Source organism: Onishia niordana (genome assembly GCF_004798965.1).
GTDB lineage: Bacteria > Pseudomonadota > Gammaproteobacteria > Pseudomonadales > Halomonadaceae > Onishia > Onishia niordana.
Genome location: NZ_SDSD01000006.1, coordinates 94849 through 119419 on the forward strand (window position 1 = coordinate 94849; position 24571 = coordinate 119419).

20 protein-coding genes and 2 tRNA genes are annotated in these 24571 nt (G+C 61.0%); 11 read left to right on the forward strand and 11 right to left on the reverse strand.

The window, feature by feature from the left end; all coding sequences use genetic code 11:
- The first annotated feature begins 20 nt into the window (after positions 1-20).
- The 10 genes from ETC27_RS12270 to ETC27_RS12315 all read left to right on the forward strand — a co-directional run bounded on the left by ETC27_RS12270 (position 21) and on the right by ETC27_RS12315 (position 11810).
- Positions 21-1082 carry a protein-glutamate methylesterase/protein-glutamine glutaminase gene (locus tag ETC27_RS12270; RefSeq protein WP_136255294.1) on the forward strand — a complete coding sequence of 354 codons (1062 nt, stop codon included), beginning with the start codon at positions 21-23 and terminating at the stop codon, positions 1080-1082.
- Between the two features lie 65 nt (positions 1083-1147).
- A complete protein-coding gene (locus tag ETC27_RS17700) occupies positions 1148-2851 on the forward strand; it encodes a methyl-accepting chemotaxis protein (RefSeq protein WP_136255295.1) in 1704 nt (567 codons plus the stop codon).
- Between the two features lie 54 nt (positions 2852-2905).
- Positions 2906-3295: a chemotaxis response regulator CheY gene (cheY, locus tag ETC27_RS12280; RefSeq protein ID WP_136255296.1), complete on the forward strand. Its 390-nt coding sequence runs from the start codon at positions 2906-2908 to the stop codon at positions 3293-3295.
- Positions 3296-3331: 36 nt separating this feature from the next.
- Entirely contained in the window at positions 3332-4018 is a 687-nt protein-coding gene (gene cheZ, locus ETC27_RS12285) for a protein phosphatase CheZ (RefSeq protein WP_136255297.1), read from the forward strand.
- 223 nt (positions 4019-4241) lie between these two features.
- A complete protein-coding gene (flhB, locus tag ETC27_RS12290; RefSeq protein WP_136255298.1) occupies positions 4242-5420 on the forward strand; it encodes a flagellar biosynthesis protein FlhB in 1179 nt (392 codons plus the stop codon).
- Positions 5417-7501, forward strand: coding sequence for a flagellar biosynthesis protein FlhA (gene flhA / locus ETC27_RS12295; RefSeq protein WP_136255299.1), 2085 nt, complete (start codon positions 5417-5419; stop codon positions 7499-7501). The genes flhB and flhA overlap by 4 nt, the downstream gene beginning before the upstream one ends.
- Complete coding sequence (flhF, locus tag ETC27_RS12300) at positions 7498-9846, forward strand: flagellar biosynthesis GTPase FlhF (RefSeq protein ID WP_136255300.1); 2349 nt, start codon at positions 7498-7500, stop codon at positions 9844-9846. Before flhA ends, flhF begins: the two co-directional genes overlap by 4 nt.
- Positions 9843-10544: a hypothetical protein gene (locus tag ETC27_RS12305; protein ID WP_136255301.1), complete on the forward strand. Its 702-nt coding sequence runs from the start codon at positions 9843-9845 to the stop codon at positions 10542-10544. The genes flhF and ETC27_RS12305 overlap by 4 nt, the downstream gene beginning before the upstream one ends.
- Positions 10545-10558: 14 nt before the next feature.
- Entirely contained in the window at positions 10559-10969 is a 411-nt protein-coding gene (locus ETC27_RS12310; protein WP_168709063.1) for a flagellar protein FlhE, read from the forward strand.
- Between the two features lie 136 nt (positions 10970-11105).
- Positions 11106-11810 carry an RNA polymerase sigma factor FliA gene (locus tag ETC27_RS12315; RefSeq protein ID WP_136255303.1) on the forward strand — a complete coding sequence of 235 codons (705 nt, stop codon included), beginning with the start codon at positions 11106-11108 and terminating at the stop codon, positions 11808-11810.
- 541 nt (positions 11811-12351) lie between these two features.
- Here ETC27_RS12315 and ETC27_RS12320 read toward each other — a convergent pair.
- Positions 12352-14448 carry a carboxy terminal-processing peptidase gene (locus tag ETC27_RS12320; protein WP_136255304.1) on the reverse strand — a complete coding sequence of 699 codons (2097 nt, stop codon included), beginning with the start codon at positions 14446-14448 and terminating at the stop codon, positions 12352-12354.
- Positions 14449-14579: 131 nt separating this feature from the next.
- Here ETC27_RS12320 and ETC27_RS12325 point away from each other — a divergent pair, with 131 nt between their 5' ends.
- Positions 14580-15878: a M18 family aminopeptidase gene (locus ETC27_RS12325; RefSeq protein WP_136255305.1), complete on the forward strand. Its 1299-nt coding sequence runs from the start codon at positions 14580-14582 to the stop codon at positions 15876-15878.
- A gap of 42 nt (positions 15879-15920) precedes the next feature.
- Here the strand turns inward: ETC27_RS12325 and ETC27_RS12330 are convergent, their stop codons facing one another.
- From ETC27_RS12330 to ETC27_RS12375, 10 genes are all read right to left on the reverse strand, one after another.
- Positions 15921-16817, reverse strand: a complete 897-nt coding sequence (locus ETC27_RS12330; protein WP_136255306.1) for a DMT family transporter — start codon at positions 16815-16817, stop codon at positions 15921-15923.
- 162 nt (positions 16818-16979) lie between these two features.
- Positions 16980-17056: transfer RNA gene (locus tag ETC27_RS12335), tRNA-Met, on the reverse strand.
- 101 nt (positions 17057-17157) lie between these two features.
- Complete coding sequence (gene ychF / locus ETC27_RS12340; protein WP_136255307.1) at positions 17158-18249, reverse strand: redox-regulated ATPase YchF; 1092 nt, start codon at positions 18247-18249, stop codon at positions 17158-17160.
- Between the two features lie 141 nt (positions 18250-18390).
- Entirely contained in the window at positions 18391-18975 is a 585-nt protein-coding gene (gene pth, locus ETC27_RS12345) for an aminoacyl-tRNA hydrolase (protein ID WP_136255308.1), read from the reverse strand.
- Between the two features lie 150 nt (positions 18976-19125).
- Positions 19126-19818, reverse strand: coding sequence for a 50S ribosomal protein L25/general stress protein Ctc (locus ETC27_RS12350; RefSeq protein ID WP_136255309.1), 693 nt, complete (start codon positions 19816-19818; stop codon positions 19126-19128).
- 120 nt (positions 19819-19938) lie between these two features.
- Positions 19939-20880, reverse strand: a complete 942-nt coding sequence (locus ETC27_RS12355) for a ribose-phosphate pyrophosphokinase (protein WP_205742737.1) — start codon at positions 20878-20880, stop codon at positions 19939-19941.
- 69 nt (positions 20881-20949) lie between these two features.
- Positions 20950-21024 (reverse strand) — tRNA-Gln (locus ETC27_RS12360).
- Positions 21025-21121: 97 nt separating this feature from the next.
- Positions 21122-21958 (reverse strand): 4-(cytidine 5'-diphospho)-2-C-methyl-D-erythritol kinase, encoded by an 837-nt coding sequence (ispE, locus tag ETC27_RS12365; protein ID WP_276605700.1) that lies wholly within the window; start codon positions 21956-21958, stop codon positions 21122-21124.
- 55 nt (positions 21959-22013) lie between these two features.
- The gene (gene lolB, locus ETC27_RS12370) at positions 22014-22619 is read right to left on the reverse strand and encodes a lipoprotein insertase outer membrane protein LolB (protein ID WP_136255310.1); all 606 of its coding nucleotides are present in this window, start codon (positions 22617-22619) and stop codon (positions 22014-22016) included.
- Between the two features lie 61 nt (positions 22620-22680).
- The gene (locus ETC27_RS12375) at positions 22681-24411 is read right to left on the reverse strand and encodes a tetratricopeptide repeat protein (protein ID WP_136255311.1); all 1731 of its coding nucleotides are present in this window, start codon (positions 24409-24411) and stop codon (positions 22681-22683) included.
- Positions 24412-24571: the final 160 nt, after the last annotated feature.

Here is a 24571-nt window from a genome sequence, read left to right on the forward strand (position 1 = left end):
CCTCACATAGGAGATTTGCCTTGACTTCAGCAAGGATCAAGGTGCTTTGCGTCGATGATTCGGCGCTGATACGCGACCTGCTCAGCGAAATCATCAACGCCCAGCCGGACATGGAAGTAGTGGCGGTAGCGCCGGATCCTATCGTGGCACGCGATCTGATCAAGCAGCATAACCCTGATGTGTTGACCCTGGACGTGGAAATGCCGCGCATGGATGGCCTCGATTTTCTCGAGCGTCTGATGCGTCTGCGCCCCATGCCGGTGTTGATGGTCTCCTCGCTTACGCAGTCCGGTTCAGAAGTGACATTGCGGGCCCTGGAGCTTGGCGCCCTGGACTTTCTGGCCAAGCCTTCGATGGGCATCCGCAATGGGATGATGGAATACGGTGACCTGATCGCCGAGAAACTGCGCGCCGCTGCCCGCTCCCGTCCTCGCCAGGCGCGCGCCAAGGATCGCCCGGCTCCCCAGACACTCCAGGCGCCATTGGTGTCCAGCGAAAAGCTCTTGATCATCGGTGCCTCGACCGGTGGCACCGAGGCGATTCGCAATGTCCTGGAGCCTCTGCCATCCAATGCCCCGGCCATTCTGATTACTCAGCACATGCCGGGTGGCTTCACGCGCTCCTTTGCCGAGCGTCTCGACAAGCTGTGTCGGATTCGCGTCAAGGAGGCCAGTGACGGTGAGCGTGTGCTGCCGGGACACGCCTATATTGCGCCCGGCGACCAGCACCTGAAGCTGGCCCGCAGCGGTGCCAACTATGTGGTGCGCCTCGACGATGGCCCGCCGGTCAACCGTCATCGTCCGTCGGTGGACGTACTTTTTGATTCTGCTGCCCAGCAGGCCGGTCGCAACGCCATCGGCGTACTGCTGACCGGCATGGGCAAGGATGGTGCCGCTGGCCTTTTGGCCATGCGCAAGGCTGGTGCCGCGACAGTGGCTCAGGATGAAGCCAGTTGCGTCGTCTTTGGCATGCCGCGTGAGGCTATTGCTCTGGGGGCCGCCGATGAGGTGCTGCCGCTTGAGGATATTGCCCCCCGATTGATGAAACTGGTAGCAGCCTCAGGCCGCGCGCAACGCGTCTAGTAACGGACACGCGGTTAGGAAACAGCAATAACACAACGTCATTGCACGACAGGGAGTCCACGACCATGCATCTGTTTCGCAACCTGAGCATCCATGCCGCCATCACCACGGTATTAGGTGTCTTTGCCGTGTTGATTGGCTTGATCGCTTTCCTGGGAGAGCTCGCCAACTATAAGGCGGGGGATACGTTCTCGACAGTCGATCAGATTAATGTTCAGCAGCTCAATGAGATCAATCGGGCCGATGCGCTGCTGACCGGCGCACGATTGGAGTTGATGGCAGCTTCCAAGGAGTTGCTGGTCGGACGTACCGATGAGGCGTCGACGTTGGTTGCCAGTGGTCTGAACCAGATCGATCGCGCCGAGGAGCGTTACCAGAGCTTCGAGTCGGTCCCGGTGAGTGAGCAGGGGCGTGAAGCCGTGGGCAAGGTCAAGGCACAGTTCCCTCAAGTACTTGAGTTGGCCCGCGCCCAGCACGAGGCGTTAAGCAACCGCAATGTCACGACCTTCGATCGCCTGGAAGAGGAGATGGTCGCGTCGAGTGATGCCCTGGATATGGCGCTTACCGACTTCGTGCATTACGCAGAGGAGCGCGGCGCTACGCTGATCAATGAGTACGAGGGCAGTGCTGAAACGTTCGAGCTTATCGGTCTGGCGGCGTTAATCGTCACGGCGATTATTCTGTTGCTGATCTATGTGGCCTTGCGTCGTGTCCTGTTTCAACCGCTTAACGAGGCCGTGGCAACCCTTGAGCGTATCGCCAAGGCGGATCTTTCTGAAGATATCCGGGCCACGACGCATAACGAGATCGGTAAGCTGTTTGCCGCCATGCGCGATATGCAGCAGGGGCTTTCTAAGACCGTGGGAACCGTGCGTGAGAGCAGTAGCTCGATTCATGTCGGCACGCGCGAGATCGCCAGCGGCAACGCCGATTTGTCCTCGCGCACCGAGGAGCAGGCGGCGTCTCTGCAGCAGACGGCCTCGAGCATGGAGGAGTTGACCACCACCGTGAAGCAGAACGCCGACAACGCACGTCAGGCCAGTGGTCTGGCCTTCGAGGCGTCTAGCACGGCAGGCCGAGGCGGTGAGGTGGTCGATCGCGTCATCACGACCATGCACGGTATTTCACAAAGCTCGCAGGAGATCGCCGATATCACGGGGGTGATCGACTCCATCGCCTTCCAGACCAATATCTTGGCACTCAACGCATCCGTTGAGGCGGCAAGGGCGGGAGAGCAGGGGCGAGGCTTTGCTGTGGTGGCGGGTGAGGTGCGTAACCTGGCCGGACGTAGTGCTTCGGCCGCCAAGGAAATCAAGACGCTGATCGATGCCTCCGTCGTTCAGGTCAAGCAGGGCTCCACTCTGGTCGAACAGGCCGGTCAGACCATGCAGGAAGTCGTGGATTCCGTTAAGCGGGTGACCGATATCATGGATGAGATCTCGGCTGCCTCTCAGGAGCAGAGCGATGGGATCGAGCAGGTGACGCAGGCGGTTGGTCAAATGGATCAAGTGACGCAACAGAATGCTTCCCTGGTGCAGCAGGCCTCGGCGGCGGCGGCCTCTCTTGAAGAACAGGCGAGCCGTCTTGAACAGGCGGTAGCGGTCTTCCGCTTGGCGGACGGCGCCACTCAGGCACAGCCCGCTGAGAGCGCCTCCATACCATCTAATCGTAAGGAAGAGCGTCGCTCTGGGCTGACTCGCTCGGCGACCTCCCAGGTGCCGGCAACCCGTAAGTCGGTAACGGCCGAGGACGATTGGGAAGAATTCTAACCACGGGTCGGCATTTGCCGGCCTTGATATCGACGACACAAGCAAGAGGTTGAAATGGCCAACAAGGACATGAGAATTCTGGTAGTAGACGATTTTCCTACCATGCGTCGTATCGTACGCAGTCTGCTCAAGGAGCTGGGCTTTACCAATGTGGAAGAGGCGGAAGACGGTCAGGATGGTCTTAACAAGCTCAAGCAAGGCGGCTTCGAGTTTGTAGTGTCAGACTGGAACATGCCCAACCTCGATGGCCTTGAGATGCTCAAGCAGATTCGTGCCGACGATAACCTTAAAGCACTGCCGGTGCTGATGGTGACGGCCGAAGCCAAGAAGGAAAATATCATCGCCGCCGCTCAGGCTGGCGCCAATGGCTATGTGGTCAAGCCGTTCACCGCCGCGACGCTCGATGAGAAGCTGAACAAGATCTTCGAAAAGCTCGGCATGTAATCAGGACGAGGGCCTACCTCGGCAGGAGAAGCGATCATGAGTGAACAGGCTCAACAGGCGTCTACCGAGGTTGGTGGCGGCGAAGACCTGGTGAAGCGGATCGGGCAGTTGACGCGCATGTTGCGTGAAAACATGCGCGAGCTCGGACTTGACCAGGAAATCGAGAAAGCCGCGGAGGCGATTCCCGATGCCCGCGACCGCCTCAACTATGTAGCGTCGATGACTGAACAGGCAGCGGATCGAGCGCTTAACGCCATCGACCGAGCCCAGCCGCTGCAAGACGATCTCGAGTCTCGCGCGGCGTCGCTCGACAAGCGGTGGTCGGAGTGGTTCGAAGCGCCGAAGGAGTTGGATGAGGCCCGCGAATTGGTCATCGACACGCGCAGCTACTTGGGTGAGGTGCCGGAAAAGACGCAAGGGACTCAGAAAGAGTTGATGGAAATCATGATGGCCCAGGACTTTCAGGATCTGACGGGCCAGGTGATCAAGAAGATGATGGATGTCATCCGTGAAATAGAGCATCAACTGGTTCAAGTGTTGCTCGACAGCGTGCCGGCTGAGCAGGGCCGCGACGAGATGAAGCGACGTGCCGAAGGTCAGTGGGAGGCCGATGCCAAGCGGGAAGCCTCGCTGCTCAATGGCCCCCAGGTGAAAACGGATGCCCATGATGTAGTCAGTAGTCAGGATCAGGTCGACGACTTGCTCGACGAGCTGGGTTTCTAGCGCTTGACCCCCACCGAGCTTTTGATGCTTGGTGGGGGCAATTCCTTGTGCAACGCATTATTCGTCCCCATCCTTCCGCACCCTCATTCGACAGGGTGCCAGCGCGCGTGTCCTGAATAAGGCCTAATACCTCTCGCTATTTAACGCATCGGCTCTTCCCCGCTTTATCGACAATGACCAGCATCCAATTGCCCTCTCCGTAAAGGCCCGCTGGTTATCGCTTATGGCCGATGAAAGCAGTGACGACGAAAAGACAGAAGAGGCCACACCACGACGAGAACAGAAAGCGCGTGACGATGGTCAGGTAGCGCGCTCTCGGGAACTGGCGACCTTCATGCTCCTGCTGGCCGGCGTTATCGGCTTGTGGTCGATGGGCAATACCCTGTATGGCCAGCTCGGCACGATGATGGAGCAGTCGTTTCTGTTCGAGCGTCGCCAGGCGTTCGAGGTCATGCCCATGCTGACGCATGCCTGGACCCTGGGAGAAAGCGCCTTTTATGCCTTGTTACCGCTGTTTTTGATGCTGGTCGTGGTGGCGCTGGTTTCGCCGGCGCTGCTGGGTGGCTGGATGATCTCGGCCAAATCACTACAACCCCAGCTTTCCAAGATGAACCCTGTCAAGGGGCTGAAGCGGCTCTTCTCGACTCAGGCCTTGGCGGAGCTCGCCAAGGCGATCGCCAAGTCGGTGCTGGTGGGGGGCGTCGGTGCTTGGTTCCTGGTGACCCATGTCGGTGAATTCATGGCGCTGATGGACCAACCCATCAAGCAGGCCCTGGCCAAGGCCATGAATCTGGCGGCGACCGCCAGTGGTCTTATGGTGCTGACCCTGATCGTCGCGGTGCTGATCGATGTGCCCTTCCAGCTATGGAGCCATGCCAAGAAGCTGCGCATGAGCAAGGACGAGGTCAAGCGCGAGCACAAGGAGTCCGAGGGTGACCCGCAGGTAAAAGGGCGTATTCGTCAGCAGCAGCAGGCCATGGCCCGCAATCGCATGATGAGCAAGGTGCCTGAAGCCGATGTGATCGTGACCAACCCGACCCATTATGCGGTAGCGCTACGCTACGACCAGAGCAAGATGGCCGCACCGCGAGTGGTGGCCAAGGGCGCGGACGAAGTGGCCAAGCGGATCAGGGAAGTGGCGGAGGAGCACAAGATTCCGTTGCTTGAGGCGCCTCCGCTGGCTCGCGCACTACATGGCCATGTCGATCTCGACGCTGAGGTTCCCATGGCGCTCTATACCGCTGTCGCTGAGGTGTTGGCCTGGGCGATGCGCCTTAAGAGCGTTCGCGAGGCGGGTGGCGAGATGCCCGATACGCCACGTGATCTGCCGGTTCCCAGCGAGCTGGATGATAAGTCTGCGCCGGCTACCCCGCGCGATGACACCACCGAGGAGCCTCGATGAGAGCGCTGACGAATTATCTGAACCGCATGGATATGCTGGGCGACATGCGGATGAAGCTCCTGGCGGGGCCGCTGCTGATCATCATGATCTTGTCGATGATGATCCTGCCGTTGCCGCCCTTTGCGCTGGACTTGTTCTTCACCTTCAATATCGCCTTGGCCGTGATGGTGCTGCTGGTCAGCATGTTCACCCAGAAGCCACTCGATTTCGCAGCGTTCCCCGCGGTGCTGCTATTTACGACCCTGCTACGCCTATCGCTGAACGTTGCCTCGACTCGCGTTGTGTTGATGGAGGGGCATAATGGCGGCGACTCAGCGGGCAAGGTGATCGAGGCCTTTGGCCAGTTCCTGGTAGGGGGGAACTTCGCCGTCGGCCTGGTGGTGTTCCTGATCCTGGTCATTATCAACTTCATGGTCATTACCAAGGGTGCCGGGCGTATCGCCGAAGTGGGGGCTCGCTTCATGCTCGATGCCATGCCCGGCAAGCAGATGGCCATCGACGCCGATCTAAATGCCGGCCTGATCGGTGAAGACGAGGCACGTCAGCGACGCTCCGATGTGTCTCAGGAAGCCGATTTTTACGGCTCCATGGACGGTGCCAGCAAGTTCGTGCGTGGCGACGCCATGGCGGGGCTTGTCATCATGGTGGTCAATATCATTGGTGGGCTCTTGATCGGCATGATGCAGCACGATCTCGATTTCGGCACGGCGGCCAAGACCTACACATTGCTGACCATCGGTGATGGTCTGGTCGCACAGATTCCGGCGCTGGTGATCTCGACCGCTGCCGGTGTGACCGTATCTCGCGTCACCACCGATCAGGACGTCGGTCAGCAGATGATCAGCCAGCTGTTCATCAACCCTCAAGTGTTGTGGTTGTCAGCCGGCGTCATGGGGCTTCTGGGGCTGGTGCCGGGCATGCCTAACCTGGTGTTCATTATTTTCACTGTCTTGCTGGGTGGCTTGGCATGGTGGCTCCAGCGTAGCGAACAGAATCGCGTGGCCGAGGACACAATCAGTGCGGCACCGCCTCCCACACAGGAGGCACCCGAAGCGAGCTGGGATGATGTCCAGTTGGTCGACACACTGGGCCTGGAAGTGGGGCACCGGCTCATTCCGCTGGTCGATCATCGCCAGCAGGGAGAGCTTCTGGGGCGCATCAAGAGCGTGCGCAAGAAGTATGCTCAGGATGTGGGGTTCCTGCCGCCTGTCGTGCATATCCGCGATAATCTCGAACTGGGTGCCAACAGCTATGTGATTACCCTCAAGGGAGTGGAAGTCGGTCATGCCGAGGCGTATCCCGGTAAATGGCTTGCTATCGACCCCGGTCAGGTGTCGGGTCAGCTCGAGGGAACGCGCACCGAGGACCCCGCATTTGGACTACCGGCGGTCTGGATCGAATCCTCCCAGCGCGAGCATGCCCAGGTATACGGTTACACCGTGGTCGATGCCGGCACCGTGGTCGCCACCCACCTCAACCATCTCCTGCATCAGCATGCCGGTGAGATGCTGGGCCGTCAGGAAGTGCAGCGGTTGCTGGACAAGCTGGGCGAGGAAGACAAGCCCCTGGTCGACGACGTGGTGCCGAAGGTCGTCAACCTGACGCAACTTCAACGGCTCTTGCAGCAGTTGCTGGAAGAAGACGTCTCGATTCGGGACATGCGTACTATCCTCGATACCCTGGCCGAGCATGGTGGAGGTCAGGCGGATGTCGCTGACCTGGTCGCCATGGTGCGTGTGGCCCTGGGGCGGGCGATTACCCAGCAATGGTTCCCGGCCCAGGGGGATCTGCACGTGATCGGTCTGGATGCCAAGCTCGAGCAGGTGTTGATGCAGGCCATGAACAGCGGTGGAGCACTGGAGCCAGGGCTTGCTGAAACACTGATGGATCAAGCCGCCAAGGCGCTAGAGCGTCAGGAACAAAGCGGGGAGCCGCCGGTGCTGGTGGTCCAGCACAGCCTGCGGCCTCAGCTGGCACGTTTCCTGCGTCGTCGTCTGCGTCAGTTGGTGGTGATGTCCCAGGCCGAGATTCCGGATGACCGTACTCTCAGGATTACCAGCATGGTAGGAGGTGACCGGTGAGCGTGAAGCGCTTTTTAGGCGCCAACAGTCGTGAGGCCATGCGTCAGGTGCGGGCCGTGTTCGGCGATGATGCCCTGATTCTTGCCAATCGTCCCGTCGAGGACGGCGTCGAAATTCTGGCCATGGCCGACGATGCCGCTGACCCGGTCGTCGGGGAATCAGGCAGTGCCAATGAGGCAGTGTCGATCGCTGACGAGACGTCACCTGTGGCCAGGCCTGCCGGCCAGACGGCCACGCGGCCTTCGAGCTCTTCCGGTAGTGAAGCCGATCAGGCATGGCGAGTCGCTCACCGCGCGTCGAGTGGGCGTGCTCAGTCCACAGCACAGCCAACTGTTACGCGCCCTCCAGCGCCTGCTGAAAGCCAGGCCCCGGCGACGCCATCCGCCGCCCAGGACTTCGCTGCGCTAAGCCAACAGCTGCTCGGAGAGATGCAGGAAATGCGTGAGCTGCTGGGTAAGCAAGATCGCCCAAAGCCGAGTTCATCATCGGATATGCGCCGTCGCTTGCTGGCATCAGGCTTTGGCCATGAACTGGTCGGTGATCTGCTGGCGTCATTGCCTACGGATCTTGCGGGGGCCTCATCCGAGGATGAGCAAGCCTGGCTTGAGCGTCAGCTGGTGGCCAGGCTAAAGGTCGCGCCGGAAGCTGAGGCGATGCTTGATGAGGGCGGCGTCATTGCGCTCGTTGGTCCTACTGGTGTTGGCAAGACGACCACGACTGCCAAGCTTGCCGCGCGCTATGTGATGCGTCACGGTCCTGAACGGGCAGTACTGGTCACGACAGATGCCTATCGCATTGGCGCCCAGGACCAGCTGCGCATCTACGCCGACTTGATGGGCATCGAAATGCACGCCCTTGAAGCAGACCGCCCACTGGAGAGCCTGTTGCCGCGGCTGGTCGACAAGCACCTGGTGATTGTCGATACCGTAGGCATGAGTCAACGTGATCGTCGCTTGCTTGAGCAGATCGCCCACCTTCGAGGCGACAGTCGCGCTGTGCGTTTGGTGTTGCTGCTCAACGCGGCAAGCCAGGGCGAAACCATCGATGAGGTGGTGACTACTTACTTACAGGCCGCGCGTGCTGTCGACGGTCGCCTCGAAGATGCCATTCTCACCAAGCACGATGAGGCTGCCAGGCTAGGTGGCGCTCTGGATACGCTGATCCGCCATGGGCTGACGCTACATTTCGTGTCTCACGGTCAGCAGGTACCCGAGGATTTGGGGTTGGCCGATTCAGTAGCCCTGATCCGGGAAGCTCTGGAGGCCGGAGTGCCATCACCCTTTGCCGCGACGCAGGTCGATGAGCCTCAGGCCGGTGCCAGTCGTGGTGCCCCGGCGCTGCTTGGTCAGGGCAGGGCGCTGGGCAGCATCTGGGAGATGTTGCGTGCTCACGTTCCCGGCTTCGGGATGCTGTCTGATGCCTGGGCCATCAGTTCATTACCGCCGAGTCTGCATCCTGTGCGCCTTACGTCGCTCCATGAGCGGATGCCGGCACAGGGGACCACGCTCCTGTGGGCACGGTCATCGACGCTGCCGGGTGAGGATTGGATGCTGCCTCATCTGGCACTCGATAGTGATGGGCGCCCGGTCGTGCAGCCTTTTCCCGAACATCGACTGGTGGCGGGCCATCGCGAGCGCATTGATTGGGCCGAGTCGGCAATCGGTGTAAGTGCTCATTTACTGCCCAGGGTGCCGGATGCCGCAACCAGAGATTGGCTTCGGGAGCGCGGTAGCGGCTGGCTGAGCCAGGCGCAGGGCAATAGCCGAGTGCTGTATCGCGGTGAGCGATCGTCGCTTTCTAGCCTGGTGGATGAGGCACGGGCAATTGAGCCAGCGCTGATTCGCTATCGTGGTCAGGCAGCCAAGGTCATGCTTGGCAGGCTTGAGGCCTTGAGTTGTGGTGCCGGTGATGCCCATAGCGATGCGCTGTGGGTCTGGTTCGCTGACGTCCGTGATCGTGACAGTGGCGCACTGCTATCACGTCGCTATGCCCTGTCGCCTGAGTGGTGGCCAACGGAATGTGGACGAGCGGCACTGCTCGAACAGCTTTGCAATGATGAGTTGCCCACACTTGCTCGACAAGCCTCGCGTCAGCTCTGTGGCCAAGGTCCCCTCGCTCTCGATAGCGAACTCCGAGTGTTCATGGCAACCGGCATTGCCGCCTTGGCTTTGCATCTTGAACATGCGGAAGAGGATTGGGCCATGGATGCAAGAGCGAACCTGATGAGGCTGCAGTCGGGTCGTCGTCCGCGCCGCGCCAAGAATCTGCTGGAGGGCTTGATCCAAGTCCTGGATGCTCGCGAAGCGATTCGCCACTTCAGTGAACAGGCCGGAAGGTCACAATGAGCGATCAGGCTGCTGGTCTGCGTCGCTGGGCTCAGTCGCGTCAGGTCTCGGAAGAGGCCGCCTCCGGTGAGGCGGCGCTAGCAACGGACGCAGCGGATATCGATGCAGCGACTGTCGATAACGCCTATCGCGAAGGCCACCAGCAAGCGCAGGAGCAGGAGAGAGCCTTGGGTTCTGCGTCATTTGCCGATCGCGTCGACTCCGCAGAAGCTACTGATCCACAAGCCTCCGAGCCAGCGGTCCCTGAGCGGGCGGGTTCTGAAGGGAAGAGTGCCGAGATCACGGGCGCAGGCGATGAACCGGTGCCCGAGCCGGCCCCCACTATTCCGCTTATGGTGCTGGGGCTTCCCAGGAAAGGTGGCGTTGAACGTGCCCAGGCGGCGTTGGTTAGCTGGTCACGCCAGGGGAAGCGCTGGGTGGGGGATCCGGCGGCCTGGAAGATCGTTGCCTGCGATGCGGATAGTCCTCACTTGGCTCAGTTGGCTAGCCAGGAAAAACGTTGGGCGCTATGGGTTGATACCGATGGGGATGGCTTCCGCCAAGCCTTCAAGGTCATGCAGGCGATCCGTCGTGGCGGTGGCCCTCGGCGGCTGTTGGCGTTGCATCCGCCGGTAGCTTCACGGCGAGGGTTACTCAACAACCTGCAACAGATGGCCCGCGAGGCCTTCGAGATCGACTTGCTGGTATTGGCCCCATGAGGCGGCAGTGGGGGATGAGTCTTTTCGCCGCGATACTGCTGGGCATAGCGCCAGTATGTCTGTCGGCGGGTAGTTGGGTGGCCAATGCGCCTGCGGTGAACGTGGCGGTGCCGGGGCGTGTAACAAACTCCGAGGCACTTAAGGCCATCCAGTCCGCTCGCTTGGCAGGACGTCAGGTCAGGGACGTCAGCTGGCAGTTTCGTTTACCTCCCGGAAAGGCAGTACGAGCCTGGTTATGCCAGGGGAGCGTGTGCATGCAGTTGACCACGCAAAACGGCAGGCGTAATGCGCCTGCCTCATGGCAGGCCGGCGGCGCGATCCATTTTCGCTTCCTGTTACCGAATGGAAAGCGTCGAGCCGTCAGGGTCGATAACCTGCAGATCATCGTCAACTATAGAAGCCAAACCGCGTTACCAGAGAAATAACCGCCATGATTAGGGGTTATTTCACCCTTCTGCGAAGAGTGACAGGCTGAATAATAGAGTACACCGACCTCCGGTTCTCTCGGAGTCTCGTCCGAATCACGCTTTCCGGCTCCATGTCGGTTCTAGAGGCAACTGGATGTACACGGCACAGGGCAAGATCGACCAAAATGCGCTTCTTGAACAATACCTGCCTGTCGTCCGGCGACAGGCACTGTCGCTGCAGGTCAAACTACCGGCGGCGGTAGAGCTGGATGATCTTATCCAGGCCGGCATGGTGGGGTTGCTGGACGCATTGGGGCGCTTCGATTCGAAAGCGGGCGCTACCTTTACCACGTTCGCGAGTCAGCGTATTCGCGGTGCCATGATCGATGAGCTGCGAACCCGCGACTGGATGCCGCGCAGCGTGCGTCGTAATGCCCGCAGCGTGGATGCCAGTGTTCGCCGCCTGGAGCAGCAGCTGGGTCGGCCGCCAGAAGAGCGGGAGATTGCCGCCGATCTGGATATGCCGATGGATGTCTATCGTCAGCTGTTGAGCGATACCAACAACGGCCATCTGCTGCCGTTCGAGGAATTGATGGCAGAAGGTGGCGAACCCCAGGCAGGAGCGGGGGGCCCTCAGTCGCCTTTTGCGGCCTTGGCTGACGGCCAGCAACGCGAACAATTGGTCGCAGCCATCGCTGACTTGCCGGAGCGCGAAAAGATGCTGATGGCCCTCTATTATCAGGAAGAGCTGAATCTCAAGGAAATCGGGGCTGTGCTTGGGGTAACCGAGTCTCGCGTCTGTCAGCTGCATAGCCAGGCGGTAAGCCGGCTTCGGGCGCGTATGGTATCTGAAGACTGAAGGTGAGTGCTGTGGCTCCGGCTTCGTGAGCTTTCAGCGCTCTGTCAGCGGACACCTTTCGGCCGCCCCCTCCTTCGGCCAAGCACCTCTTCACCGATAGCTCTCATGCTCCTGCCATGCATTACGGTAAGTGAGCCCCTTTTCTTCAACGTTTAATATGAAATAGTACTGTTACGTGTCGCGGTGACTGCGTCAGTTATTATCAGCACCGCCGTCATCGCAGTACTCGCCATCGCAATACTCGCCATCACGTTTTAAGCATCATAATGACGAGCCTGCCTGCCGTCCCTTGTCGCATGCCACTGCACTTTTTTCCATTGCTTGGCTTCTGTTGTTCTTAACCTCACCGCCGAACGGGCCATGGTCGTACCGTGACCATTGGATGGTCATAGGCGATGCGCACAACGCGAAACGGTAGCAAGGCGTGTCTCGGCGTAAGCGGCTTATAGGAACAAGATGCAGGAGAGGTGAGGAGCGAATGAGGTTGGTAGGGGAGTGGGCGCGCCCCGCGAGAGGCGCGCCCGTTACGGTAATGTCTGCGTCAATCCGTGCTGGTGATCTGGCGGCCATCAGCACTGAATTGCGCGTAGTCGAGCAGGATTTCGGCGCTTTCGATCACCTGAGCGCGATCGATAGGAGCGGGAGACTCGTCTTCCTGTTGCGCCGAGGGAACGGCGTCTTCGGCAGCACCGCGTGCCTGACTCCAGTCTTCCAGTTCTTCGAGGCCCAGCGCGCGACGGCGCTGGTTTTCGAGCGATAGCTGCTCGGCTTCCTGGGCCTGCATTTCCCGCTTCCGTTGCTCCCGGTTCAGGCTGACGCTGGTCTGCTGATCGCGCAGCTTGCGCGAGAGGTCGGCCTGTTTTTCCAGATAGACAAAATTGGGGTGCGACGCGATGCGGTCGCGGTGCGCCGCTGACAGGGCTTCCAGGTGCCGCCAGGGCGTGCCGTAAAGGCGATACTGCACGGCGCGTACGGTGTCCCAGGGCAATGCGTTGTCGAGGCTGCTCTCCCCGATCACGTCCGGATCAATCAGGCTTGGAAAGGCAATGTCGGGTTCAACGCCGCGGTGCTGGGTGCTTTCACCGGAGATGCGATAGAACTTCGCCCGGGTAAGTTTGACCTCGCCATGGCTAAGTTCGTTGAGGGTCTGCACGGTGCCCTTGCCAAAGGTGCGACTGCCAACGACCAAGCCACGGCCATAGTCCTGAATGGCGCCCGCCAGGATTTCGGATGCAGAGGCTGAGAGGCGATTGACCAGCACCGTCAGCGGACCGTCATAGAGGGTGCCGCTGTCGGTATCGCCATAGAGGCTGATGCGTCCGCGGGCGTCTTGTACCTGAACGGTGGGGCCCCGGTCGATGAACAGGCCGATCAGTGAGTTGGCCTCCTGGAGAGCGCCGCCGCCGTTATTACGCAGGTCGAGGACAATGCCTTCGACATCCTGCGCCTTCAGAGAACGGATCTCCTTGGCCACATCGCGGGTCGTGCTGCGATAATCTTCTTCGCCAGCCTGCCAGGCATCAAAATCGACATAGAAGGTAGGAATGTCGATGACCCCGATGCGGTGGGTACCGTCCTCGCGTTCGATCTCAATGACCTCGCTGCTGGCTGCCTGATCCTCGAGATTGACGGTATCGCGAACAATCTCGACGACATGCGAGCGGGTCATGTCCACCGATTGTGCCGGCACGACCTCAAGCAGCACCGTCGACCCTTTCGGGCCCCGGATCAGGTCGACCACATCATCAAGACGCATGCCGACCACGTTGGTTATCTCGCCGTCATCGCCTTGGCCGACCCCGACAATGCGATCGGCGGGCTCAAGCACCCCGGCCTTCTCGGCAGGGCCGCCCGCGACCAGGCTTGAGACCTTGACGTATTCGCCGTCGGCTTGCAGAAGCGCACCGATGCCCTCGAGCGATAAGCGCATCTGAATGTCGAAGGACTCGCCCTGGCGGGGCGACAGATATTCGGTGTGAGGGTCGATAGTGCCGGTAATGGCGGCCATGAACAGGCCGAAAATATCTTCGGCGTTGGTCTGGCGGATGCGGTTCAATTGACCTTCGTAACGCTTACGCAGGGTCTCGGTGACCTCGGCCTCGTCCTGATCGCTTAGCTGCATGGTCAGGGCAGAATTCTTGAGACGCTTTTCCCACAAGCGATCAAGGGCCGCCTGGCTTTCGGCCCAAGGAGCATCCTCGCGTTCCAGTGCCAGCCGCTCATTGGTATCGTAGCGGTAGTCGAGACCGTCATCGAGCTTGGCAATGATCCACTCCAGCCGCGCCTCGAGGCGTTGCTGGTAGCGCTCGTAGAGGGCGAAGGCGGGGTCAAGGTCTCCGTCGTAGAGTACGTCGACGATTTGCCCACCTAATGTATTGCGAAACTCGCTGACGTCTCGTTTGGTCAGGTAGGCACGCTGCGGATCGAGGATGTCGAGGTAGCGCTGAAAGGCGCGCTGCGACCAGTTGTCCGTCAGGCTGATATCCGCGTAGTGACCGTAGCGAAGGGAGTCGGCGATTTCTGGCGCGACCTGTCGCTGAGCCTCGCTGGGATGTGGCTGGGCCGTCGCCATGGCGCTCAGCGTCATCAGCATCAGGGTGATGGCGCCTAACCGCCCAATGGCTGCAATCCGTCTCATCAATGAAGCACTCCCGGTTTCATGTACACTTCTGTCCCTAGCTGAGCCTGGCTTGTCACGCGCCTCTCGACAGCCGAGAGGCCATTGTAGCAGCCTGTGTCGCCAGACACAGACCCTCCATGAGGATGAAAATGCATCACGCTCCCCCCCTGGATCGCCTACTCGATTTTCTTGAGCATTCGCCAACGCCGTGGCATGCCGTAAGCAACATGGCTTCTCGCCTTGAAGCGGCAGGGTATCGGCGCCTGGACGAGTCGCAACCCTGGACGCTGACCCCCGGTGAACGGGTCTACGTGACCCGCAACGACTCTTCGATCATCGCCCTGCAGCTGCCCAAGAGGCGCCTCGATGCGCTGCGCATGATCGGTGCGCATACCGATAGTCCCGGCCTTCACTTGAAGCCCCACGCCGCCCAGCGCAGTGCTGGCTGGCTGCAGCTGGGAGTCCAGGTCTATGGGGGGGCGCTGCTGGCGCCATGGTTTGACCGCGATCTGGGGCTTGCCGGCCGTGTTCATCTGCGCCACCCGGATGGTCGCATCGAAGGCGTGTTGCTTGACGTTGACTGGCCGGTAGCCACGGTACCCAGCCTTGCCATTCATCTTGATCGTGACGCCAACTCCAACCGCTCCATCAATCCTCAGACCGAGATGGCGGCAGTTTTGTTGCAGGGTGGCGACAGCGAGGATTTCAATGACCTGTTGCGGGAATGGCTCAAGGCGCAGCACGGCATTCAAGACGCCGAGCCGCTGGACTTCGAATTGGCGCTTTACGACACTCAGCCACCGGCGCGTGTAGGCGCTCGCGGTGAGCTTATTGCCAGTGCGAGGCTCGATAACCTCTTGTCGTGCTTTATCGGCATGGAGGCGTTGCTTGATTGCGACGGCGAGCAGGGCGCGGTGCTGGTCGCTAATGACCACGAAGAAGTCGGTAGTGCGAGTGCCTGCGGTGCCCAGGGGCCTTTCCTGGGTGATGTTCTGCGTCGCGTCAATGCCCAGCTTGGTGAAGCCGGCGACGAAGGGTTTATCCGCCTCGTCCAGGCATCGAGAATGATCTCCTGCGACAATGCCCATGCGATTCACCCCAACTTCAAGGACAAGCACGATGCCGGTCACGGGCCGACCATTAACGGTGGCCCGGTGATCAAGGTCAATGCCAGCCAGCGCTATGCGACCAACAGTGCGACCTCGGCGCTGTTTCGTGACATCTGCCAGGAGGTTGACGTGCCGGTGCAGACCTTCGTGACGCGTTCCGACATGGGCTGCGGAAGCACCATCGGGCCGATCACCGCTACCGAGCTTGGCGTGCCGACCCTCGATGTGGGCGTGGCACAGTGGGCCATGCACTCGATCCGTGAAACCGCCGGCAGTCAGGATGCCGAACGGTTGATCAGGGTGCTGACCGCTTATCTGAATCGTGCCGAACTCGTTTGACCCTGCTGGCGCCCGGACTGAGCCGGGCGCTGCCATATAGCGTCAGGCCTGCTCAGGGTCCGATGGCTCGACTGTCGGCTGGCGAGCAGGGCTGGGTCGATCGAGAGCGAGACCCGCCACCACCAGAACGGCGCCCAGGATCATGGGTGCCGTCCACTGCTCGTCGAACAGCAGCCAGGCCATCACGGCGGCACAGGGCGGCACCAGGAAGAAGGTGCGCGCCACTTGATGGGCTTCGCCGCGCTCGATCATCACCATCAGCAACCAGATGGCCCCTACTGAAATTGCGCCGACCAGCCAGGCCAGGGTCAATAGCAGTCGCGGGGTGGGGGCAAAGGTAAAGCTGCCGACCCAGCTGGCGGCGATACTGAACACCACTGCCGCCCCCAGATACTGAAAGATGAGTCCTTCGACCATTCCCATGTCCCCGCTCAGCCGCTTCTGCCACAGGGTGGCGCTTGAAATCCCCGCAAGCGCGACCAGACACCAGACCAGACCTACCACTGGCCATCCATGAGAGAGCTCAAGGCCACTTCCCAGGACGAGGCTTGCGCCCATGGCGCCTAATGCCAACCCGCCCCATTGCCTTGGGCCCAGTCTCACCCCGAGCAATGGCAAGGAAAGCGCTGCGGTCGCCAGGGGGTGAAGGCTGACCAGCAGGGCGGTCAGGCCTGCCGGCAAGCCTGCCTTGACGGCGGCGAACACCCCGCCTAGATAGGCGCCATGCAGTAGCATGCCAACGCCCATTTGGCAGCCTCGCTGGGCGCGGTTTCCCCATTGGTTTGGCGCTTTGCGTAGCCACAGGATTACCGCCAGCACCGGCAGCACCAGCAGGCTGCGTACGAGTAGAAGCGTAAAGGGTTCGGCGTCCATCGTGCCCAGGCGGGCACAGATGAAGCCAGTCGAGAACAGCAGCACAAAGACCAGCGAAATCCACATCGTCACAATCCTTTGAATCGGCTCGCGTGCCAGCCATGGCCCGCATGGGGAAGAGAGCCGTGTCAGGCGGGGCTATATTGATGTCACGTATTTCGGATGGGGTCAAAAACGAGGAGCAAAAAAACGCCCGAACGGAAGGCCGTTCGGGCGTTTTATCTGTTTTGGTGGCTACACCCTGATTTGAACAGGGGACCCCATCATTATGAGTGATGTGCTCTAACCAGCTGAGCTATGTAGCCAACGGCGATAGATACTACTCAAGGCGATGTGATCAGTCAACCATAAGAGCATGATACATCGGCTTTTTTCCATCGCTTGGTGCTGCGGTTCTGATGAAGCGCTAGACGTTGAAGCGGTAGTGCACCACGTCACCATCCTTGAGGATGTAATCCTTGCCTTCCAGACGCCACTTGCCGGCATCCTTGGCGCCTTGCTCACCGCCAAGGGTGACGAAGTCATCATAAGCGACGACTTCTGCGCGGATGAAGCCTTTCTGGAAGTCGGTGTGGATCACGCCGGCGCCTTCCGGGGCGGTGGCACCGACCTTGACGGTCCAGGCGCGGACTTCCTTCACGCCAGCAGTGAAGTAGGTCTGCAGACCCAAGAGCTCATAGCCGGCGCGAATCACGCGATCAAGCCCCGGCTCGTCCATGCCCAGCTCGTCGAGGAACATAGCGCGCTCCTCGTCCTCGAGTTCGGCGATCTCGGCTTCGATCTGGTTGCATACCGGCACCACCATGGCGCCTTCGGCGGCGGCGATCTCACGCACCTTGTCGAGGTAGGGGTTGTCCTCAAAACCATCATCGTTGACGTTGGCGATATACATGGTCGGCTTCAGGGTCAGAAAGCCGAAACTCTTGAGCTGCTGCTTGTCATCGTCATTGAGGCCGAAGCTGCGCAGGGGCTGACCCTCGGCCAGGTGCGGCTGGATACGTTCGAGTATCGCCTTGGTGGCGATGGCTTCCTTGTCGCCGCCCTTGGCGACGCGCACCAGGCGCTGGATGGCACGCTCGACGGTATCGAGATCCGCCAGTGCCAGTTCCATGTTGATGATCTCGATATCCGCTTCGGGATCGACCTGATTGGCGACGTGGATGACGTTGTCGTTATCGAAGCAGCGGACCACGTGGGCGATGGCCTCGGTTTCGCGGATATTGGCCAGGAACTTGTTGCCCAAGCCTTCCCCCTTGGAGGCGCCGGCGACGAGGCCCGCGATATCGACGAACTCCATGGTGGTAGGCAGTACCTTCTGGGGCTTGACGATCTCGGCCAGCTTGTCGAGGCGTGGATCCGGCATCGGCACGATGCCGACGTTGGGCTCGATGGTGCAGAAGGGGAAGTTTTCAGCGTCGATGCCCGACTTGGTCAGGGCATTGAAGAGGGTGGACTTGCCGACGTTGGGCAGGCCGACGATACCGCAGTTGAAACCCATGGTGTGTTCCTGGCATTCGGTGAAAAAACGATGGCGGGGATTCTACGCCACACGGCAGTCCTTCTCTAGCCGTTAGCCGTGCCGTGCCCAGCGCATCAGTGGGGGGATGACCGGGCTAGGCCAGTATTGCCTGGGCCGTCGTTACCCCTTGAAGCTATGTAGACGGTTCATGGCACGCGGCCAGTCACCGGCGACGGCGTCCGGCAGGGTGCGCTCTATCTCGTCCAGAGCGGCATCGATGGCCGCGCGCTCGGGTTTGCCCGGGCGCGAGAGCACATAATTGACGACCTTATGGGCCTCGCCCGGGTGGCCGATGCCGATACGCAGGCGGTGAAAATCCTTGGCGTTGCCCAAGGAGGCGATGATATCGCGCAGGCCATTGTGCCCGCCGTGACCACCGCCTTGCTTGTAGCGCGCGGTGCCGGGGGCAATGTCCAACTCGTCGTGCGCGATCAGCATGTCTTCTGGCGCAAGCTTGAAAAACTTGGCCAGTGCAGCCACAGAGCCACCGCTCTTGTTCATGAAGGTTTGGGGATAGAGGAGATGCAGGTCCTGGCCGGCCAGGGTGATCTTTGCATAGAGCCCCAGGAATTTGCGCTCGGAACGTAGGGGGACGTGATGATCGCGTGCCAGAGATTCCACCAGCCAGGCGCCGGCATTGTGCCGGGTGGCATCGTAGTCGGCACCAGGATTGCCTAGGCCGATGATCGCTTTCAGCTGACCCATACCGGTGACCTCGCGTAAGTGATGGGCGTGTGATCGAAACGCTACTGTCAGCGCTTGGGGCAGGCAAAAAAAATCAAGCGCCGGGGCGCTTGATTTTCAGAAGACAGCGCGGGCATGTCGGCTGGCCGGCATGCCCACAGGCATCGCCGATTACTCGGTATCGCCTTTGCTTTCGTCTTCGCCTTCGCTTTCGTCTTCGCTATCAGCCGCCTTTTCTTCAGGCGCTTCAGCTTCTTCTTCCTCATCAGTTGCCTCGGCCATGACCTTGGCCTTGGTGATGTTGAGGATAGCGTTGTCGTGATCTTCACCGTGGGTCAGCGCCACAATGGTCACGCCGGCCGGTACGGAGAGGTCGGACAGGTGCAGGGTGGTGCCCAGCTCAAGCTCGCTGATGTCCACTTCCAGATACTCGGGGAGATCCTTCGGCAGGCAGCTGATTTCGACGTCGGACGCCAGCTGGTGCAGCTCGCCGTCCTCATCCTTGATCGCCTTGCTGGCGTCTTCGCCGACGACGTGCAGCGGAACGTGCAGGGTCAGCTCGTGGGTCGCATCGACGCGCAGAAAGTCGGCGTGAGTGACCAGCGGCTTGTACGGGTGACGCTGCAGGTCACGAACCACGACTTGCTCCTGCTTGCCTTCCACGTTCAGCGTGATCACGGAGGCGAAGAAGGACTCATCTTCGATGGCCTTGTAGAACGGGGCCTTCTCGATGGCGATAGACTGGGGAGCCTTTTCACCGCCGTAGATGATTGCTGGGATGGAGAGGTCCGCACGACGCAGGCGGCGGCTCGCACCTTTCCCCAGGTCGTGGCGAACGCTGGCATTAAGATTGAAATCGGACATTGAATGAAACCTCAGTGGTTTGATGAGGAGAACGCCAAGCTCGCGACCAAACATTGGCGTTTCCATGGGCGCCTGACGGCGCACGTATCCTGCGCGATGTTAAAGCGACCTAGCGTGGCCTCAGTGGAACATCGCGCTGACGGATTCTTCGTTGCTGACGCGACGGATTGCCTCGGCGATCAGGCCGGCCACCGACAGCTGGCGGATCTTGCCGCTGCGGCGGGCTGCGTCTGACAGCGGGATGGTATCGGCCACCACGACTTCATCGAGCACCGACCCGGAAATATTGTCGACGGCCGGGCCGGACAGAATCGGATGGGTGGCGTAGGCGACGACGCGGCGTGCACCGCGCTCCTTGAGCGCCTCGCCGGCTTTGCACAGCGTGCCGGCGGTATCGATCATGTCATCGACTACCACGCAGGTCCGGTTTTCGATCTCACCGATGATGTGCATGACCTGGGCCTGATTGGCCTGGGGGCGACGCTTGTCGATGATGGCCAGGTCGGCATTGAGTTGCTTGGCGATGGCGCGAGCACGCACCACGCCGCCGACGTCCGGGGAGACTACGACCAGGTCGTCGTAGTTCTGGCGTTCGATGTCGTCGAGCAGGATCGGCGAACCGTAGACATTGTCGACAGGAACGTCGAAGAAGCCCTGAATCTGATCGGCATGCAGGTCCATGGTCATTACCCGGTCAACACCGGCCTTGACCATCATGTCGGCGACAATCTTGGCGGAGATCGGCACACGGGCCGAGCGGACGCGGCGGTCCTGGCGAGCGTAGCCGAAGTAAGGAACCACTGCCGTGATGCGGGCAGCGGAAGCGCGGCGCAACGCATCAATCATCAGGACCATTTCCATGATGTTGTCGTTGGTGGGCGCGCAGGTGGACTGCAGCACGAAAACATCCTTGCCGCGGACGTTTTCGTTGATTTCGACCGCGATTTCGCCGTCGCTGAACTGACCGACTGTGGCGTGGCCGAGGCGATTGTCGAGTCCTTCGGCAATCTTGCGGGCAAGTTCGGGATTGGCGTTCCCGGCGAAAACCATCAATTTAGACACGCGCAGCCACCTTTGGAGTCTTGGGAATCTCTATGAGGGATGTTGACGGCCAGCCGACGCGGGAGGAAATGGCTGGGGTAGCAGGACTCGAACCTGCGAATGCCGGTATCAGAAACCGGTGCCTTACCACTTGGCGATACCCCAGCAACCTTGCCTGTCGACTCCGCTTATGCTCTCGTCCGGTTACTATGACCGTGTATCAAGAGCCGCCTTACAAGCAATCCACCTCAAGCAGATTGCTTCACCCCAGAGCCTTGTGCAGTGGGGAGACGTTCAAGCCTTGCGCCGTGAAGGCGTGCCAGCGTGGGTCGACTTGGCGCGCAATGCTAGCGGCCTCTTCGACGTTAGTCAAACGCCCGAACAGGCAAGCGCCGGTACCCGTCAGCATGGTCGGTGCCCGCTGGGCCAGCCATTCGATGGCTTCATCGACCTGCGGATATAGCCTGCGCACCGTCGCTTCGCAGTCGTTTCGCCAACGCGTTGCGCCCCCCTCAAGTGCGCGCGAAAGTCTAATGGCCGGGGTGTCGCGTGTCAATTCTGGCGCTTGGAAGACCCTGGCGGTGGCGACCGAAACACCTGGATGGATGACCACGAAATAGGGGGTATCGAGCGTGACGGATGTCAGCTGTTCGCCGACCCCTTCGGCCCAGGCGGCGCGCCCACGCACGAAAACGGGAACATCGGCACCCAGCGACAGGCCAAGCGCGGCCAGGCGCTCCTCGTCAAGGTTGAGATGCCATAGCCGGTTCAAGGCAAGCAGGGTGGTAGCCGCGTTGGAACTGCCGCCGCCCAGGCCGCCTCCCATTGGCAGGCGTTTGTCGAGTTGGATGTCGACGCCGCGGCGTGAACCGGTCTGTGCTTGCAGCAGATGGGCCGCACGGACAACCAGGTTATCCTCGGCGGTTACGCCCTCGAGGGCGGGGGTCAGTCGGATGGCATCATCATCGCGGAGCGTGAAGTGCAGCGTGTCACCAACGTCCAGAAACTGGAACAGGGTTTGCAGTTCATGATAGCCATCATCGCGACGTCCGGTGATATGCAGCATGCGGTTCAGCTTGGCCGGCGCCGGCAGGCTCAGCGTCGGTCGATGAGTGTCTCGAGATAGCGGGGCCTGGTGGTAATGAAGCGCTCTTTCAGTCACGAGAGGGCTCCGGCTGCCAGGAATTGATCAGCAGGGTGGCCTCGATGCCCGTGCGTTGCATGTCCAGGCGGCGCGGTAGCCACAGATCGCCGGCCGGCATCCAGCCACTGTAGTCGATAGTCCAGCCGGATTGGATCAGGCGAGTAGGGTAGCCCAGGGCGTCGGTCTCGCGTTCAACGTCGCCGCCCGGTGCGGGCAGGCCACGGATCCAGTGATCAAGCGATGACACCGGCAATGACCAGCCCAGTTCCTTGTCGAGCAGTGCCTCGGCGCTTTCGGCGCTGACGCGTCCTTCGCTTGTGGTCAACGCCACCTCCTGGGCGGTGCCCTCGAGGGTGCTGCGCCCGGCCCCGAAGGGACCGCTGATCAGCAGCCGGTAGTAATTGGGTGTCTGGCGCCAGTCCAGATTGGCGCTGGTGCTTTCCTTAGGTGTGCGTAGTCCCACCTTGCCGGCCAGGGTCCAGCTGGTCATGGCCTGTACGCGGGGGAGTTGATCCTGCCAGGGGCCGCGTTCGGCGCTGTCGGTGGGGGCCGGGGTGCGGGCGGCGCAACCGGCCAGTAGGGCCAGGGCGATCAAAAGGACGAAGCGTCGGGTCATCGGGCTCTCTCGTTCTCGGGTGTCGGCCAGCAGTGGGCGGGCGGCGATGCCGCCAGCGCCCTCATGGTGCCATGGCGGGAATTCGCTGGATCAATTCATCGAGCTTGGGATGGTCCTCGAAGCGGGCGAGGCCGCGTTCGACCAAGCGGCGTGCGTCTTCAGTGCGACCAAGCGACCACAGTACCTCGGCGAGGTGAGCGGCGATTTCCTGATCCGGCATCAGGGCGAACGCCCGCTCAAGGTAAGGCAGGGCGCGAGCATTCTTGCCCTGCTTGTGCAGCACCCAGCCGAGGCTGTCGAGAATGGCGGGGCTATCGGGTGCCAGGTCATGGGCACGCTCGATCAGCTCGCGCGCCTCTTCGTAACGCGTGGTCATGTCGGCCAAGGTGTAGCCGAGCGCATTCATGGCCATGGCGTTGTCTGGCCGGCGCTCGATCAGCTCACGCAGGTCGGTCTCCATGCCGTCCAGGTTACCAGCATTGAATTTGCGCATGGCCTGCATATATAGAAGGCCCTCGTTATCAGGATGGCGGTCGCGGGCCTCGGCGAGGACTTCATCGGCGGTGCTACGCTCATCCACCTGGTCGAGTAATTCAACCTCCAGGGCGGCGATATCTGCGGCCTGAGCTTCATGGCGGAGCCGTTCAATGCGCAGGAATTCCAGCGCATCCGGTAGGCGGTCTGCGTCAATCAGCATGCGTGCGGCTTGAAGACGTGCGTTAAGGAACTGCTCGCCTTCTGGGACCTGCCGGTAATAGAGGAGGGCGTTGTCGATTTCACCTTGATGTTCGGCGATGTTGCCAAGCAGCAGGAAGGCCTGCGGTGGCGTCGTGTCTTCGTCAATCAGCGGCAGCAGAAGCCGGCGGGCCGGAGAGGGCTCTTGTGCTTCGAGGAACAGGCGGGCCAATGCCAGGCGCAGTTCCGGCTGCTCGCCGTGCTGGGCCAGCAGTTGGTCGGTTTGGCGCTCTGCGGCGGTGACCCGCCCCAGGGCCAGCTGGCTGCGGGCCATGAGTAGCAGGAAGCGGGAGTCGCCGGGTGATGTTTCCAGACCGCGCTTGGCGGCTCTCAGGGTGGCGGCTGGATCATCTTCTTCGATGGCAATGCGAGCACGGGTCAGCCACAGAGCGGGAAGCTCGGGATGTGTACGTGCAAGCGTCGAGAGGCGTTTCTTGGCGCGCTCGACATCTCCCCCGGCTGCTTCGAGCAAGGCAGTGGCCAAAATAGCGTCGTAGGCATAGGGAGCGTCACCATCGGCGACTACCAGGTGGCGGCGCAGCCGGGCGGCCAAGGGGGCCGGGTCAGCCCCTTGCGTTAGCGCCTGGTCGGCGAAGCTGGCCAACTCCCCTGGCTTGCCCTGTTCGATCAGCGAAAGGCGTGCATCGAGGGCGGTCAGCCAGTCCCCGCGCTGCTGGGCGAGGCTAGATAGCATGCGAAGCGCAGGCTCGGCACCCGGCGAGCGCTCAAGCCATTGACGTGCTGAGGTTTCCATCAGCGCGGGCTTGTCACTGAAACGCGCCGCCAGGTTGGCGCGCTCGCTCAGCGCCGCTGAATCGTAGCGTTCGGCGGCTTCCAGGTAGCCCTTTGTGGCGCGTTCGTACTGACCGCGCCGACCGGCGAGTTCTGCCAATAGCAGTGTTTGCAGGCCCTTTGCATCGAGGCCCTTTGTAATCGGTGGCGCTCCCCGCATGGGGTCGGTGGTACCGGCATCATGGGACTTGGGCATGCCCTGGCAAGCCGTAACCAGCGCGAGGGTCGCCGTGATGAGGGCTGTCTTGAGCAGGCGTGCGCGCATGATCGTCTCGTCAAGGAAGTCAGCGTTTAGCATAACGGCTTGATGGGCAGGGGCAAAGCCATGGGGGCGTGTGCGAGGGGGCGGCTGTGATAGAATGCACGGCTTCGGACGATCCGGTGACCACTATCACATCTGTTGGCGCGTGTTTCAGGCAGTCTTG